This is a genomic window from Sinomonas mesophila, assembly GCF_001999765.1.
GTDB lineage: Bacteria > Actinomycetota > Actinomycetes > Actinomycetales > Micrococcaceae > Sinomonas > Sinomonas mesophila.
Window position 1 is genome coordinate 332,684 of the sequence record NZ_KV908322.1, and the last position, 15,648, is coordinate 348,331.

General features: G+C 71.9%; 10 protein-coding genes. 5 read left to right on the forward strand and 5 right to left on the reverse strand.

Annotation, left to right across the window (positions count from 1 at the left end; genetic code table 11):
- The 3 genes from secD to BV907_RS01380 all read left to right on the forward strand — a co-directional run bounded on the left by secD (position 1) and on the right by BV907_RS01380 (position 5,259).
- Positions 1-1,770: a protein translocase subunit SecD gene (gene secD, locus BV907_RS01370; RefSeq protein WP_077487846.1), complete on the forward strand. Its 1,770-nt coding sequence runs from the start codon at positions 1-3 to the stop codon at positions 1,768-1,770.
- Positions 1,770-2,768, forward strand: a complete 999-nt coding sequence (secF, locus tag BV907_RS01375) for a protein translocase subunit SecF (RefSeq protein WP_077487847.1) — start codon at positions 1,770-1,772, stop codon at positions 2,766-2,768. The genes secD and secF overlap by 1 nt, the downstream gene beginning before the upstream one ends.
- A 217-nt stretch (positions 2,769-2,985) precedes the next feature.
- Positions 2,986-5,259 carry a RelA/SpoT family protein gene (locus tag BV907_RS01380; RefSeq protein ID WP_077487973.1) on the forward strand — a complete coding sequence of 758 codons (2,274 nt, stop codon included), beginning with the start codon at positions 2,986-2,988 and terminating at the stop codon, positions 5,257-5,259.
- Between the two features lie 152 nt (positions 5,260-5,411).
- Here BV907_RS01380 and BV907_RS18645 read toward each other — a convergent pair whose 3' ends face one another.
- The 3 genes from BV907_RS18645 to BV907_RS01395 form a co-directional block, all read right to left on the reverse strand.
- Positions 5,412-6,005, reverse strand: a complete 594-nt coding sequence (locus tag BV907_RS18645) for a hypothetical protein (RefSeq protein ID WP_077487848.1) — start codon at positions 6,003-6,005, stop codon at positions 5,412-5,414.
- Between the two features lie 132 nt (positions 6,006-6,137).
- Entirely contained in the window at positions 6,138-7,574 is a 1,437-nt protein-coding gene (locus tag BV907_RS01390; RefSeq protein WP_425441590.1) for a DUF349 domain-containing protein, read from the reverse strand.
- Between the two features lie 5 nt (positions 7,575-7,579).
- A complete protein-coding gene (locus tag BV907_RS01395) occupies positions 7,580-8,320 on the reverse strand; it encodes a peptidylprolyl isomerase (RefSeq protein WP_077487849.1) in 741 nt (246 codons plus the stop codon).
- 117 nt (positions 8,321-8,437) lie between these two features.
- On the opposite strand from BV907_RS01395, the gene hisS reads away from it, so the two are divergent.
- Entirely contained in the window at positions 8,438-9,787 is a 1,350-nt protein-coding gene (hisS, locus tag BV907_RS01400; RefSeq protein WP_077487850.1) for a histidine--tRNA ligase, read from the forward strand.
- A gap of 108 nt (positions 9,788-9,895) precedes the next feature.
- Here hisS and BV907_RS01405 read toward each other — a convergent pair whose 3' ends face one another.
- A complete protein-coding gene (locus BV907_RS01405) occupies positions 9,896-11,158 on the reverse strand; it encodes an APC family permease (RefSeq protein ID WP_077487851.1) in 1,263 nt (420 codons plus the stop codon).
- A 104-nt stretch (positions 11,159-11,262) separates the two neighbouring features.
- Here BV907_RS01405 and aspS point away from each other — a divergent pair, with 104 nt between their 5' ends.
- Entirely contained in the window at positions 11,263-13,095 is a 1,833-nt protein-coding gene (gene aspS / locus BV907_RS01410; RefSeq protein WP_077487852.1) for an aspartate--tRNA ligase, read from the forward strand.
- Positions 13,096-13,183: 88 nt separating this feature from the next.
- Here aspS and BV907_RS01415 read toward each other — a convergent pair whose 3' ends face one another.
- Positions 13,184-15,463: a hypothetical protein gene (locus tag BV907_RS01415; protein WP_077487853.1), complete on the reverse strand. Its 2,280-nt coding sequence runs from the start codon at positions 15,461-15,463 to the stop codon at positions 13,184-13,186.
- Positions 15,464-15,648: the final 185 nt, after the last annotated feature.

A 15,648-nucleotide genomic window follows, 5' to 3' on the forward strand; every position in this document is an offset into this window, starting at 1 on the left:
ATGGCACGATCCCGCACGAGGCCGGGACTCAAGACGCTCCTCTGGCTCGGCGTCATCCTCATCGCGCTCACCGGCGTCCTCGCCGGCGGAAACCTCGCGGGGCAGGCCTCGTGGGCGCCCAAGCTCGCGCTCGACCTCGAGGGCGGAACGCAGATGATCCTCGCGCCCAAGGTCTCGGGCGGCTCGCAGATCAGCCAGGAGCAGCTCGACCAGGCGGTGGAGATCATCCGCCAGCGCGTCGACGGCTCCGGCGTCGCCGAGGCCGAGATCAGCACCCAGTCCGGGCGCAACGTCGTCGTGAGCCTCCCGGGCACGCCGTCCGCCGAGACGCGCCAGCTCATCCAGGCCTCGGCCGACATGAACTTCCGCCCCGTGCTTGTCGCCGGCAACCCCGGGGCCGTGCCGGAGGACCAGCGGGCCCCCGAGGAGCAGCTCCCGCAGCCGACGGCGGCCCCCGCGGACGCCAGCGACCAGAACTGGATCACGGCCGAGGTCTACCGCCAGTTCGAGGCGCTGGACTGCTCGGGCGCGCTGCCCGAGACCACCCAGCGCTCCGATCCGGCGAAGCCGCTCGTGACATGCGAAGCCGGGAGCGACATCGGCGGCCCCATCAAGTACATCCTGGGCCCGGTCGAGGTCGTCGGCACGGACATCGCCGGCTCGACGTTCCAGCTCCAGCAGGGCCGGCAGGGCGCCGTGACCAACGAGTGGGCCGTCAACATCCAGTTCAACGACGCCGGCACGGAGAAGTTCAAGGCGGTCACGCAGCGGCTCAACGGGTTCTACGTCGCGGACCCGAACGACGTCCGCGCCCAGTTCGCGATCGTCCTCGACGACAAGGTCATCTCCGCGCCGCGCTCCCTCGCGGTCATCACCGACGGCCGCCCGCAAATCACGGGAAGCTTCACCGAGGCCACGGCCAAGACGCTCTCCGACCAGCTGCGCTACGGCGCCCTGCCGATCAGCTTCGACATCCAGAGCGAGGAGCAGATCTCCGCGACCCTCGGCGGCGAGCAGCTGCGCATGGGCCTCCTCGCGGGCGGGATCGGCCTCCTCCTCGTGATCGTCTACTCGCTGTTCCAGTACCGGGCCCTCGGCTTCGTCACGATCGCCTCGCTCGTCGTCGCCGGCGCCCTGACCTACCTCGCGATCGCGATCCTGGGCTGGACCGAGAACTACCGGCTCTCCCTCGCCGGCGTGGCGGGCCTCATCGTGGCCATCGGCCAGACCGCGGACTCGTTCATCGTCTACTTCGAGCGCATCCGCGACGAGCTCCGCGAGGGGCGCGGCCTTGTCTCCGCCGTCGAGAACGGCTGGAAGCGGGCCAAGCGCACAGTGCTCGCGTCGAAGGCCGTCAACCTGCTCGCGGCCGTCGTGCTCTACTTCGTCGCCGTCGGCAACGTGCGCGGCTTCGCGTTCACGCTTGGCCTCACCGCAATCGCTGACCTCATGGTCGTGTTCATCTTCACGCACCCGACCCTGCAGCTGCTCGCGCGCACGCGGTTCTTCGGCGAGGGCCACCGCTTCTCCGGCCTCGACCCCGAGCGCCTCGGCGCCGTGCCGCTGTACCGCGGCGCGGGCAGGCTGCGCGACGCGTCCGAGGCCGCCAAGGGCACCCTCAAGCCGAAGAACGCCGCCGCCGCGCGCGAGGCCGGCCGCCGCATGACCATCGCCGAGCGCCGCGCCGCCGAGGCCCAGAGGCAGTCGGAGATGTCCTCCGCCTCCGGGCGAGGCGGGCGAACCTCCGAGCGGAACGAGGAGCAGAACTGATGTCCACCTTCTTCGCGCGCTTCGGCAACGAGCTCTACACGGGCAAGCGCTCCTACGACTTCGTTGGGCCGCACAAGCGCCTCTGGTTCGCCATCGCGGGTGCCCTCGTGCTCGTGTCGATCCTCATCCCCGTGTTCACGGGCGGGTTCAACCTCGGCATCGAGTTCCGCGGCGGCAGCGAGTTCCGCGTCTCCCAGGTCCCCGACACCGACCCGGGCCTCGGGGAGCAGGCCGTCGACGCCGTCGCGCCGGGCAACGCCCCCCGCGTGGCCAACATCGCCCCGGGCACCATGCGCATCCAGACGGACCAGCTCACCGACGACGAGACGCTCGAGGTCAAGGCCAACCTCGCCACCTCCTACGGGGTCGGCGAGGAGAATGTGACCTCGTCCTTCGTCGGTCCGACGTGGGGCGCCGACGTCACGCAGCAGGCCATGATCGGCTTCGTCGTGTTCGTGCTCCTCGCGGCCGTGCTCATGGCCCTGTACTTCCGGACCTGGAAGATGTCCCTCTCGGCCCTCACGGGCATGTTCGTCACCATGGTGATCACCGGCGGCGTCTACGCCGCGAGCGGGTTCGAGGTCACGCCGTCGGCCATCATCGGCTTCCTCACGATCCTGAGCTACTCGCTCTACGACACCGTCGTGGTCTTCGACAAGATCCGCGAGAACACCGCCGACATCTCCACCTCGACGCGGCGGACCTACGCGGAGGAGGTCAACCTCGCGGTCAACCAGACCCTCGTGCGGTCGATCAACACGATGATGGTCGCCGTCCTGCCGGTCGCGGCGATCCTCTTCATCGGCGCCGGCCTCCTCGGCGCCGGCACGCTGCGGGACCTGTCCCTCGCGCTCTTCGTGGGCATCCTCATCGGCACGGCCGCGACGATCTTCATCGCCGCGCCGATGTACGCCTGGCTGCGCGAGCGGGAGCCCGAGCTCGTCAAGCAGGCCGAGCGGGTCCGCTCGCGGCGGACGACGGCGGCCGCGAGCGTGTGAGCCCCGTTCTCGGGCATACACTGAGGGCATCCCATCGTAGGTAGTGGAGGTGCCATCAGTGGTCGAGCGTCCGACGTCGTCCCCGGCCCAGCCCGGGGGCCCCAGCGCCGCCCAGAGCGGCCGCCCGGGCCCGTCGTCGTCCGCGCGCACCGCATCCCCCGCCGCGACAACCTCTGGGGCCGACTCAGCGCCTGAGACGCCTCCGGGCGGCAACAGCCTGCTCGAGCGGCCCGCCCTGGGCCGGCGGGACTGGACCTTCTCGCGGCTCGCCCGGCTCACGGGGCGGGGGCCGAGCGCTCACTCGCCCATCCTCGAGCCGCTCCTGCGCACGGTGCGGGCCAACAACCCGCGCGAGGACTTCGACCTCATCCGCCGGGCCTACGAGGTTGCCGAGCGGAGCCACCAGGGCCAGAAGCGCAAGAGCGGCGACCCGTACATCACGCATCCCGTCGCGGTCGCGACGATCCTCGCCGAGCTGGGCATGACGGGAACGACGCTCGCCGCGGCGCTCCTGCACGACACGGTCGAGGACACCCCGTACACCCTCGAGGACCTCCGCCGGGACTTCGGGCCCGAGGTGGCCATGCTCGTCGACGGCGTGACCAAGCTCGACAAGGTCCAGTTCGGGGACGCCGCACAGTCGGAGACCGTGCGCAAGATGGTCGTGGCCATGGCCAAGGACATCCGGGTCCTCGTGATCAAGCTCGCCGACCGCCTGCACAACGCGCGCACGTGGCGCTTCGTCTCGCCGGAGTCCTCCGCGCGCAAGGCGCGCGAGACCCTCGAGATCTTCGCCCCCCTCGCCCACCGCCTCGGCATGAACACCATCAAGTGGGAGCTCGAGGACCTCTCGTTCGCTGCCCTGTACCCGAAGGTGTACGAGGAGATCGTGCGCATGGTCGGGGCGCGCACCCCCGAGCGCGAGAAGCAGCTCTCCGTGGTCCGCGCCCAGATCGCCGACGACCTGCGCGCCGCCAAGATCAAGGCCGAGATCACGGGCCGGCCCAAGCACTACTACTCGATCTACCAGAAGATGATCGTCCGCCAGAAGGAGTTCGACGACATCAACGACCTCATGGGCGTGCGCGTGCTCGTGGACTCCGTCCGCGACTGCTACGCCGCCCTCGGGACGCTGCACGCGCGGTGGAACCCGCTCCCGGGCCGGTTCAAGGACTACATCGCGATGCCCAAGTTCAACATGTACCAGTCGCTGCACACGACGGTGATCGGGCCCAGCGGCAGGCCTGTCGAGATTCAGATCCGGACCCACGACATGCACCGCCGGGCCGAGTACGGCGTGGCGGCGCACTGGAAGTACAAGGACCAGCCGCAGGCCCAGAGCCACATCCCGAGCGGCAAGGCCTCCGAAATGGGCTGGCTCCGCTCGCTCGTCGACTGGCAGCAGGAGACCTCGGACCCGGGGGAGTTCCTCGACTCGCTCCGGTTCGAGATCAACGCCCGGGAGGTCTTCGTCTTCACGCCGAAGGGCGAGGTCATGGCCCTGCCCGCCGGCTCGACCCCCGTCGACTTCGCCTACGCGGTCCACACCGAGGTGGGGCACCGGACGATCGGCGCGCGCGTCAACGGCAAGCTCGTGCCGCTCAACAGCGAGCTCAACCACGGCGACTGGGTCGAGATCTTCACCTCCAAGGCCGAGGGCGCGGGGCCCAGCCAGGACTGGCAGCACTTCGTCAAGAGCGCCCGGGCGCGGAACAAGATCCGCCAATGGTTCACGAAGGAGCGCCGCGAGGAGGCCATCGACAAGGGCAAGGAGCTGCTCACGCGCGCGATGCGCAAGCAGAACCTCCCGCTGCAGCGGCTCCTGAGCCACGACGCGCTCCTCTCCGTCGCCCAGGAGTTCCGCTACCAGGACATCGCAGGCCTCTACGCCGGGATCGGCGACGGGCACGCGTCGGCCCAGTCCGTCGTCGAGAAGCTCGTCGACAGCCTCGGGGGCGCCGCGGGGGCCGCCGAGGACATCGCCGAGACGATCGCGCCGACCAAGGGGAGCATCCCGCCGCGCTACTCGAACTCCGGCGTGATCGTGCGCGGGGTCGGCGACGTGTGGGTCAAGCTGGCCCGCTGCTGCACGCCTGTCCCGCCGGACCCGATCATGGGCTTCGTCACGCGTGGCTCCGGCGTGTCGGTGCACCGCTCCGACTGCACGAACGTCGCGGGCCTGAAGGCCGAGCCTGACCGCATCGTCGACGTCGACTGGGCCCCGACGCAGTCGAGCGTGTTCCTCGTCGAGATCCAGGTCGAGGCCCTCGACCGCAAGAGCCTCCTCTCCGACGTCACGCGCGTCCTCTCGGACAACCACGTCAACATCCTCTCGGCGCACGTGCACACCTCGACCGACCGCCTGGCCATCTCCCGGTTCGCCTTCGAGATGGGCGATCCGAAGTACCTCAGCCATGTCCTGAGCGCCGTGCGCCGGATCGACGGGGTCTTCGACGTCTACCGGACCACCGGCAATCGGCGCCGCGGCTGACCGGCCGCGGAGTCGGGCCCACCCTCGACCCCACGGCGCACCAGCGCCCCGGTCTCGCGGCCCACGAACGTGAGACCGGCGGCTCCCCGCGAGACCGGTCCCGACAGCACCGGTCTCGCAGGCTAGGACCGGTCTCGCGGGGAGGCACTGCCCTAGCCCGCGCGCAGGCGCGCGAGGGTCCGCCGTGCGCGCTCCTTGTGGGGCTGCCGGGGGAGGGCCTCGAGCGCCCTCGCCACGAGGCCCAGCGTCAGCCCGAGTCCGGGCTGGGCGAGCATCCTGCGCAGGGCCGGGACGGCGTGCCGGTCCTCGCCGTGCACCGCGAGGTCGACGGCGGTGCGCAGCGGCGCGGTGACCTGGAGCCCCGCGAGCTCGATCACATCGAACGGCCCGAAGCTGACTTCGTGCACGAGCAGCCGGCTCGTGGAGCGCAGGCGCGAGATGCGGTGCGAGCTCTCGACGAGCATGACCGGCGCCTCGGGCGCGGGAGCGCACCCGAAGACCCATGCCGCCGTCAGGCGCCCCGCGACGGCGCGCGCCCGGACCCGGTCGGGCAGGAGGACGGCCAGCGTACGGGCGCGGAGATCTGGCCCGTCGGCGGCACGGGCCGGGACGTAGGCGTCGCCCACGCTGCGCCGCAGGAGGCCGTCCGCCTCCATGGCCTGGAGCTCGACGGCGGTGAAGGGCAGGCCAGCGAGCAGCACCGGCGTCCCGCCGGGGACGTGGAGCGGTTGCTGGGCGCTGGGCATGGGGACATCATGCCCGCTCGCGGCGGGGCCCCGCAGGCCCGCCGGCGCACCTGTGGACAACGCGCGGGCCCCGCGGCGCACTCGGGGAGTGCGGCGCGGGGCCCGGTGGATGCGGTGGCAGCCGGCGGTGGCTCAGGCGAGCTCGTTCGCGGACTTCCGGAGCTGGTCGAGCCACGAGCGGCGGGCCTCGAGGGCCTCGCGTGCCTTCGATGCGGCGCGGGCGTCGCCCTTCTGCTCGGCCTCGGAGATCTCCGCCTCGAGGGCCTCGATCGAGGACTCAAGCTGGCTCAGGGCCGAGTCGGTGCGGGCCTTCGTCTCCGGGTCGGTGCGGCGCCAGTTCTCCTGCTCGGCGTTCGTGACGGCGTCCTCGACCTTGCGCAGCCCGGCCTCGATCCGGCCCATGTCGCCGCGCGGCACCCGGCCGGCCTCCTCCCAGCGGTCGCGGATCGACTGGAGCGCGCGCTTGGCCGCGGCGAGGTCCGTGACCGGGAGGATCTGCTGGGCCTCGGCCAGGAGCTGCTCCTTGATGCGGAGGTTGGCCTCGTACTCGCGGTCGACGGCCTCGTTGGCCGCCTTGCGGGCCTCGAAGAAGACGTTCTGCGCGGCACGGAAGCGCGCCCACAGGGCGTCGTCCTCCTTGCGGCTCGCGCGCGGAGCCGCCTTCCATGCGTCCATGAGGCGGCGGTACTCGCCCGCGGCCCAGCCCCACTCCTGCGAGGTCTGGAGCGTCTCGGCCTCCTCGATGAGCTTCTCCTTGACGGCCTTGGCCTGGGCGTTCATGCTGTCCAGCTGCGAGAAGTAGGCCCGGCGGTGCCGGTCGAACTGCGTGCGCGCGGCGCGGAAGCGCTTCCAGAGGGCGTCCTCCGCGGACCGGCCGAGGCGGAGGCCCGACTTCTGCGAGGTCTTCCACTCCTCGAACAGCTCGTTCATCCGGGCGCCGCTGATCTTCCACTGCGTCCGCTCGGGATCCTGGCCGCTGATCTGCTCGGCCTCGGCCACGATGGCCTCGCGGCGCGCGAGCTCCTCGGCGCGGGCCTGCTCGTGGGCCTCCTTCTCATGCGCCTCGGCGTCGGCGAGGGTCGCCTCGAGCGCATCGAGCCGGGCCTCGGCGGAGCGGAGGTCGCCGACCATGGAGCGCTCGGCGAGCTGGGCGCGCAGGTGCTCGACTCCCTTGCGGACGTCGGCCGCGTTCGCGTGGGTGCTCACGCGCTGCTCGAGCAGGACGATCTGCGCGAGGACGTCCTCGTACTTGCGGGCGAAGTAGGCCAGCGCCTCCTCGGCGGACACACCGGGGTACTGGCCCACCGGGTGCTCCTCACCGTCGATGGTCAGGAACACATGGCCGTCGCCCTCGACGCGGCCCCACTTCGAGGCCTCGGCGAGCGAGACGGCCGGCGGGGCCGGCACGGACGCCGGGGCGGACGGCGCCGCCGGCTTCGGCTTGGCGGCGAAGGCCGCGGGGGAGGGAACGGGTGCGGCCGCGGGGGCCACGGCGTCGTCGGATTTCTGACTTTCGGTCACCGCTAGAACTCTTTCGCTTGGTTGTGCTTGGGCTGGCGGGCTTGCCAGACCATCTAGTTCACCGTCAACGAGTCTATCGTGACAGGTGTCACGGGCGGCCCGTCCTCGCCGGCGGATGTTCCCGCCGCGGCGAACTGCTGGACGGCCTCGAGTCCCGACGTCACGCGGCCGACGACGCTGTAGCCGCCCGCGCTGTCCGAGGGGATGGTCGTGTCCCGGTAGACGATGAAGAACTGCTGGCCGTTGCTGTACGCGTCGTTGCCCTTGCGGGCGACGGCGATCGTGCCGGCCGGGTACACGCCGTCGGCCGGCGCGTTCTCGACGGGGCCCCATGAATAGTCGGATTCGGGCGTTCCCGTGAGGTCGAGGGCGCCGCACTGGAGGACGCCGAAGGAGGTGGCGGTCGTGAGGCGGTGGCAGGGCCGCCCTGTGAGCGTGCCGGCGTCGGCGAGGGATTTGAAGACCGCCGCTGCCTGGGGCGCCGCGTTGCCGTCCAGTTCGATCCCGAGCGGCTGGCCATTGAGCACGAGCTGGCCCGTGAAGGTCCTGCCGGCCGCGGTGTCCGGCGCGGGGATGTGGGGCGCGTTGGGGACGGAGGGGCTCGGCGAGGGGCTCGGCGTCTCGAGCCCCGCCTGCGCCGCCGCGTACTCGGCGGCCGTCGGGTTGGAGGCGAACACGGTGCTCTGGAGGACCGCCGCGAGCACGATGGCTCCGACGGTGACCGCGGAGGCGATGAGGTTGTCGCGCCGTCGGCGCTCCAGCTGGTCGCGGCGCAGGGCGGCCTTGGCCTCCATGAGCTGGACTCGACGCCGTTCCTCCTGCGCGTTCCGCCTGGCCACGCGACCGCCCTCCCTGCTGCCACCGCATAAACTTGTGCAGCAGTCAGTCTACGCACAAGGAGCTCTCAACCCATGGCACGTACCGCCTCGCTGTCCGGATTCCCCGAGTGGCTTCCGCAGGAGCGGCTGGTGGAGCTCCATGTGCTCGACACCCTCCGGCGGACCTTCGAGCTCCATGGCTTCTCGTCGATCGAGACGCGCGCCGTCGAGACGGTGGGCCAGCTCCTGCGCAAGGGCGAGATCGACAAGGAGGTCTACGGCCTCTCCCGTCTCCAGGACGACGAGGACGCGGCCCGGAAGGACGACGCCGGCGCCCTCGCCCTGCACTTCGACCTCACGGTCCCGTTCGCGCGCTACGTCGTCGAGAACGCCGGCCACCTCGCGTTCCCCTTCCGCCGCTACCAGATCCAGAAGGTGTGGCGCGGAGAGCGCCCCCAGGAGGGGCGGGCGCGCGAGTTCACCCAGGCGGACATCGACGTCGTCGGCGACGGCCAGCTGCCGTTCCGCTACGACGTCGAGCTCGCCCTCGTGATCGCCGAGGCGCTCTCCGCGCTCCCGATCCCCGAGTTCCGGCTGCGGGTCAACAACCGCAAGCTCGCCGAGGGCTTCTACCGGGGGATCGGCCTGACCGACACCGGGGGCGTCCTGCGCAGCATCGACAAGCTCGAGAAGGTCGGGCCCGAGCGCGTCGCGGAGCTCCTCCAGGAGGAGCTCGGCGCGACGCCCGAGCAGGCCAAGGCCGCCCTCGAGCTCGCCTCGATCCGCACCGAGGATGCCTCCTTCGTGGCACAGGTCCGCGCCCTCGGCGTCGAGGACGAGCTGCTCGAGGAGGGCCTCGCCGAGCTCGAGCAGGTCATCTCCGTGGCCTCGGCGGCGGCGCCGGGCAAGGTCGTCGCCGATCTGAGCATCGCCCGCGGCCTCGACTACTACACGGGCACCGTCTACGAGACGGTCCTCGTCGGCCACGAGCAGCTCGGGTCGATCTGCTCGGGTGGACGCTACGACGCGCTCGCGACGAAGGGCAACCGCACGTTCCCGGGCGTGGGCCTCTCGATCGGCGTGACCCGCCTCGTCTCCCGCATCCTGAGCCAGGAGCTCGCCACGGCGAGCCGCTCGGTGCCCACCGCCGTGCTCGTGACCCTCGTCGACGACGAGTCGTGGACCGCCGCGCAGGGCGTCGCCCGGCAGCTGCGCTCCCGCGGGATCGCGGTCGAGGTCGCGGCGAAGGCGGAGAAGTTCGGCAAGCAGATCAAGTACGCGGACCGCCGCGGCATCCCGTTCGTGTGGTTCACGCACGAGGACGGGCGACACGAGGTCAAGGACATCCGCTCCGGCGAGCAGGTCCCCGCGGACCCTGCGAGCTGGATGCCGCCGGCGGCGGACCTTGTTCCGCAGGTCCTCCCGGCGGCCGCCGCCGAGTAGGCGTCAGCCGGCGCGGCGACAGTGTCAGCCGGTGCGGCGACAGTGTCAGCCGGTGCGGCGACAGCGTCAGCCGGTGCGGCGACAGCGTCAGCCGGTGCGGCGACAGCGTCAGCCGGCGCGGCGCCGTCGTGCGCTGACCACAGCCGCGCGCCCGGCCACGCCCGCGGCGAGCACCCCTGCCATGACGGCCGCGGACTGCCACGGGAGCGTGAAGGCGAGCACGAGGCACCCGGCCGCGCCGGCGGCGTTGAGCCAGCGCGGCGCGTAGCGCGGCCGCTCCGCACGCGTGAGCGTGAACGCCGACGCGTTGGCGACTGCGTAGTACACGAGCACGCCGAAGCTCGAGAACCCGACCACCGTCAGCACGCTCCCGGTCAGGACCAGGAGCACGACGACGGCGCACACCGCGAGCTCGGCCGCCCACGGGACGCTGTGCGCGCCGCCGATGCGGGCGAGACCCCGGGGGAGGTCGCCCTCGCGCGCCATCGCGAGGGCCGTTCGCCCGACGCCGGCGACGAGGGCCAGGAGCGCCCCGAGGCATGCGGCCGTCGCGCCGGCCCGGACGATCGCCTCGGCCCACGTGCCGGCGGGGGAGACGAGGTCCGCGACCGGTGCGGACGACCCCGCCAGGAGCGGTCCGAGCCGGCTCGAGAGGATCCCGGTGAGCCCGGCGTACACGACGAAAGCGCCGCCGAGGGCGCCGAGGATCGCGCGGGGGATCGTCCGCTCGGGGTCGCGCACCTCCTCGCCGAGGGTCGCGATCCGGGCGTAGCCCGCGAAGGCGAAGAACAGCACCCCGGCGGCGGGCAGGAGGCCCAGCGGTCCCGGCTGGCCGGCGTCGTGCGCGGCTGAGGAGAAGGCGCCTGGAACAGGCCGCGCGAGCCCCACGGCCGCCGCGAAGCCGAGCACAGCGAGCACGACGGCGAGCAGCACCTTCGTGACGAACGCCGTCCGCGTGATGCCGGCCAGGTTGATGCCCGTGAGCGCGAGGACGGCCGCGACGGCGGCGGGCACGGCGTAGCCGGGCGCGACGTAGTGGGCGAAGGTGAGTGCCATCGCGGCGCACGAGGCGCTCTTGCCGGTGACGAAGCCCCAGCCCGCGACGAAGCCCGCCCACGGTCCGAGCCGCTCCCGGCCGTAGACGTACGTCCCGCCGCTCGAGGGATACCTGGCGGCGAGCGCCGCCGAGGCCACCGCGTTCGCGTAGGCCACCGCGGCGGCGAGGACGAGGGCCGCCATGAGCCAGGGGCCGGCGAGCTGCGCGGCGGGACCGAAGACGGCGAAAACGCCGGCGCCGAGCATCGAGCCCAGGCCGATGGCCGTCGCGTCGACCGCGCCGAGGCGACGTTCAAGGCCGGGGGCGGACGGCATGGGACCTCCTGCGGGTAAACTCGTCGGGAACACCTCCGGCCTGCAGCGACCGGGCTCGCGCCCACGCATCCGGGCCGTCTTACGATCCTAGTAAGGGGATAGCTGTGCTGCGCACACACGGCCTCGGGACCCTCCGTCCCGAGCACATCGGACAGACCGTCACCCTGGCCGGCTGGGTCGCCCGCCGCCGCGACCACGGCGGGGTGGCCTTCGTGGACCTGCGCGACTCCTCGGGCGTCTCGCAGATCGTGGTCCGCGAGGAGGAGGTCTTCCACGGACTGCGCAACGAGTTCGTCCTGCAGGTCGAGGGCACGGTCGAGCGCCGCCCCGAGGGCAACGAGAACCCGCACCTCGCCTCGGGTGAGATCGAGGTCATCGCGGAGAAGGTGACCCTGCTCAACACGGCGGACCCGCTCCCGTTCCAGGTCGACGAGCACGTCGAGGTCGGCGAGGAGGCGCGCCTCAAGCACCGCTACCTCGACCTGCGCCGGCCCGGGCCGGCCCGGGCGATGCGCCTGCGCTCCGAGGCCAACCGCGTGGCCCGCGAGCTCCTGCACACCGAGGGCTTCACCGAGGTCGAGACCCCGACCCTGACCCGATCGACGCCCGAGGGCGCCCGCGACTTCCTCGTTCCGGCCCGCCTCGCCCCGGGTTCGTGGTACGCGCTTCCGCAGTCCCCGCAGCTGTTCAAGCAGCTCCTGCAGGTCGGCGGGATCGAGAAGTACTACCAGATCGCGCGCTGCTACCGCGACGAGGACTTCCGCGCAGACCGCCAGCCCGAGTTCACGCAGCTGGACATCGAGGCGAGCTTCGTCGAGCAGGACGACATCATCGCCCTCGGCGAGCGCATCGTCGCGGAGCTGTGGAAGCTCATCGACGTCGAGATCCCGACGCCGATCCGGCGCATGACGTACTGGGAGGCTATGGCAAAGTATGGCTCGGACAAGCCGGACCTGCGCTTCGGGCTCGAGCTCACGGACCTCACCGAGTACTTCAAGGACACGACCTTCGGCGTGTTCAAGGCCCCGTACGTGGGCGCCGTGGTCATGCCGGGCGGCGCCTCCCAGCCGCGCCGCACGCTCGACGGGTGGCAGGAATGGGCGAAGCAGCGCGGCGCGAAGGGCCTCGCCTACGTCCTGTACAAGGAGGACGGCGAGCTCGCCGGCCCGGTCGCGAAGAACCTGACCGAGGCCGAGCGCGCGGGCCTGGCCGAGGCCGTGGGCGCCAAGCCCGGGGACTGCATCTTCTTCGCCGCCGGAGAGACGGGCGACGCCCGCGCCCTGCTGGGCGCCGCCCGCGTCGAGATCGGCCACCGCACGGGCCTCATCGACCCGAACGACTGGGCGTTCGTGTGGATCGTCGACGCGCCCCTCTTCGAGCCGGCCGCCACGGTGAAGGCCGCGGGCGATGTCGCGCTCGGCTACTCGGCCTGGACCGCCGTGCACCACGCGTTCACCTCGCCCAAGCCCGAGTTCCTCGACACCTTCGACCAGGACCCCGAGAACGCCCTCGCCTACGCCTACGACATCGTGTGCAACGGCAACGAGATCGGCGGCGGCTCGATCCGTATCCACCGCCGCGACGTCCAGGAGCGCGTCTTCGCGGTCATGGGCATCGGCCACGAGGAGGCCGAGGAGAAGTTCGGCTTCCTCCTCGAGGGCTTCAAGTACGGCGCCCCGCCGCACGGCGGCATCGCGTTCGGCTGGGACCGCGTCGTCGCACTCCTGGCGGGCGTCGAGTCGATCCGCGAGGTCATCGCGTTCCCGAAGACCGGCGGTGGCTTCGACCCGCTCACCGCCGCGCCCGCCCCGATCACGCCGCTGCAGCGCAAGGAGGCCGGCGTCGACGCGAAGCCAGAGCCGAAGAAGGCGCAGCACACGGAGCCGAGCACTCCGGCCAAGGCGCCCGTGGCGGAGGCGGCCGGCCAGGGAGCCTGATCCAGAACGGCGCGCATCTGGCGTTCTTCCGGGCGTCCGCGCACGACGCACAGGGGCGGCACCCGCGGGTGCCGCCCCTGTGCTGTGCCTACTGCCCTGCAGGAAGGGTGACTTCCACGACGACGGGCCTGCGCTCGACCCCTGTGCCGGTCTCCGCCGAGAGGACCAGCTGGCGCCCTGCCAGAACGGCGTCCGCGGCCCGCGTGCGCTCCGAGCGCAGCACCTCGCTCTCGAGCGCCATGGTCCGCCACGAGCCGTCTGCCCGCCGGCGCAGGGCCGTCAGGTGTGATGCGGTCGTCGTTCCCACCGTCGCGACCAGCACGGCCTCGTCGCCGTCGGAGGCGAGATCGTGGCCGATCGACGTATCCGCCTCGAGCGCATCCTGTGCCGCCGCCGTCCACGTCGCGCCGTGGTCCGTGCTCTCGTAGAGGACCACCCGGTGGCGCTGCTCCGGCAGTTCCTCCGTGACGGCGAGCACGAGGGTGTCCCCGGCACGGACCAGCTCCCCGGGGGACCGTTCGGCGCCCTCGGCTCCGGCGGGCGGGGCGATGTCGACGAAGGCCGACCCGTCGGCGCTGCGCCACAGGCGCAGCTGGGTCCGGTCGTCCTTGTCCGTGACGGTACCAGCGGCCACAATCGCGCCGTTCGCGGCGGCTTCGAGCTGGGAGACACCCACGGACTGCTCCTCGGATCCCCTGAACGGCTCGGGGGCCAGCTGGGTCCAGGACGCCCCGTCCGTGGTCACGGCGATCGATCCGTTCGCGACGCCGTCCGCGTCCTCCGCCCAACCCGAGACGAGGTACCGGTCGCCGAGCACGAGGGCGTCGCTGATCCGCGAGTCGTCCGCGGGACGGCTGCTGAGGACGGCTTCGCTCCCGCGGACCCAGTCGAGGCCGTCCTTGCTCGTCCAGGCCACGGCGTGGGCGTGGTTCGCCAGCTGCCGCCACCCGAAGGCGACTCGGCCAGCGGCTCCGGAGCGCAGCCCGGTGAAGTGGATCGGCTCCTCCGAGGGCAGGAGACTCGGCGCACCGAGGGTGCGGTCCTGGGTGCGCCGGAAGACGGCGGCCTGCCGGCCCGCGTAGCCGAGGGCCTCGATGCCCCCGTCCACGGCGGTCATGGCGGCGATCGACGGGGCGAGGTCCTGATGCCCGGTCAGGGTCGAGCGGAGCGAGGCCGTGCCGGTGGCGTCGATGAAGAAGACCTCGACCCGGGAGCCCAAGGTCGAGTACTGGGCGTGGAAGGACAGGAATCCACCGGAGACGGCGAGGTTCCCCTTCGCGAACCTGTGGCCGTGGGGGTCCTCGGCCGGCAGGCTGACGTTCTTCCAGGATCCCGGGGAGCCGACCTTGAGGCTGGCCCAGATGTCGGGTGAGGCGCCGTGGTCCCCGGCCGCGAGGTAGACCCCCTCTGAGAAGTCCAGCTCGTCGTCTCCGGCATAGGGGGATGTCCCGTCCCTGAGCCCGTGCTCTACCGTCGGATGGATCATGTCGTTGCCCAAGGGAGCCCTGAAGACGGCTTCGGGGTACGTCCTGCCGTAGGTCTTCCAGCCCCAGCCGAGGGTCGCCGGACCCTGTGGCGTCCACGCGGCGGCCTGAGGTGCGGAGTTGCCCGGGCCGATGGAAGTCTCGGAGCGGTATCTGTTCCTCCTCCAGGTGAGGCCGCCGTCGCCCGAGTGGTACACGAGCCCGCCTGTCGTCTTCTGCCCGAACGTATCGATTGTTCCCTGGCCAACAAGCAGGAGCTCTGCGTCCGAGGCCACAAGGTCCGAAAACGTCCCGTCGATCCCCACAGCTGCGTAGTCCTCGGGGGAGAGCCCGTCGGGGGTCAGCGGTGCAACCGTCCAGGCCGCTCCGTCCGCGCTCGTGGCCGCCTGCCACGGCTCCTCGCCCTGCTGGAACACGATGGTCCAGCCGACGGCCGTTCCGGCCACGAAGTACTCGGCGCCGTCGGGCACCGCCACGCCGTCTCCCTGACGGGTGAAGGCCGCAGCGTCGGGGCTCGTGCGCACGACGAGCCGGTCCCGCGGTCCCGTGGACGGGCGGCCCAGAGCGAGCCACCCCTTCGGGGACACGGCCAGCCGCTCGAGATCGTCGTCCGTCACGGCCTGTCCGTCAATCGTGGCATCCGTCCAGATGGCCCCGGCATCCCGCGAGTGGGAGATGGTCTTGTGTCCTGTCCCCGACGCCGGAGCGACCCACCTCAGGACCGCGACCGAATCCCCGCGCCCGACCGGCGAGGAGACGTTGGCATAGGAGAGCGCCTGCTGCGACCGCTCGGTCGTGATGCCGGCCGCGTCGATGGTGGCGACGGTCGGGCCGGCGCCCCCGTCGCACGCGGACAGCGCGAGGCAGAGCGCGAAGGAGATCACGACGGCGGCCGCTGAGGCCCCGCCGCGCCGAGTCCGTACGCGCCGAATCCGTACAGGTCGTCGATGGAACATGGTTTCCCCCGTAAGTCACAGGTGCGCCGGGCGCCATGTCCCGACGCCGTGACCCTAGCCCGGCGGCAGGGCCGCGCGCTCGGCATCTGGTCCTGCCTGTGGATAACCGCGGT

Bases quoted from the DNA above. Each gene is read 5' to 3' on its own strand.
- BV907_RS01395 (WP_077487849.1), bottom strand. From the start codon at position 8,320: ATGGAGGCCAAGGCCGCCCTGCGCCGCGACCAGCTGGAGCGCCGACGG.
- secD (WP_077487846.1), top strand. From the start codon at position 1: ATGGCACGATCCCGCACGAGGCCGGGACTCAAGACGCTCCTCTGGCTC.
- hisS (WP_077487850.1), top strand. From the start codon at position 8,438: ATGGCACGTACCGCCTCGCTGTCCGGATTCCCCGAGTGGCTTCCGCAG.
- BV907_RS01405 (WP_077487851.1), bottom strand. From the start codon at position 11,158: ATGCCGTCCGCCCCCGGCCTTGAACGTCGCCTCGGCGCGGTCGACGCG.
- BV907_RS18645 (WP_077487848.1), bottom strand. From the start codon at position 6,005: ATGCCCAGCGCCCAGCAACCGCTCCACGTCCCCGGCGGGACGCCGGTG.
- secF (WP_077487847.1), top strand. From the start codon at position 1,770: ATGTCCACCTTCTTCGCGCGCTTCGGCAACGAGCTCTACACGGGCAAG.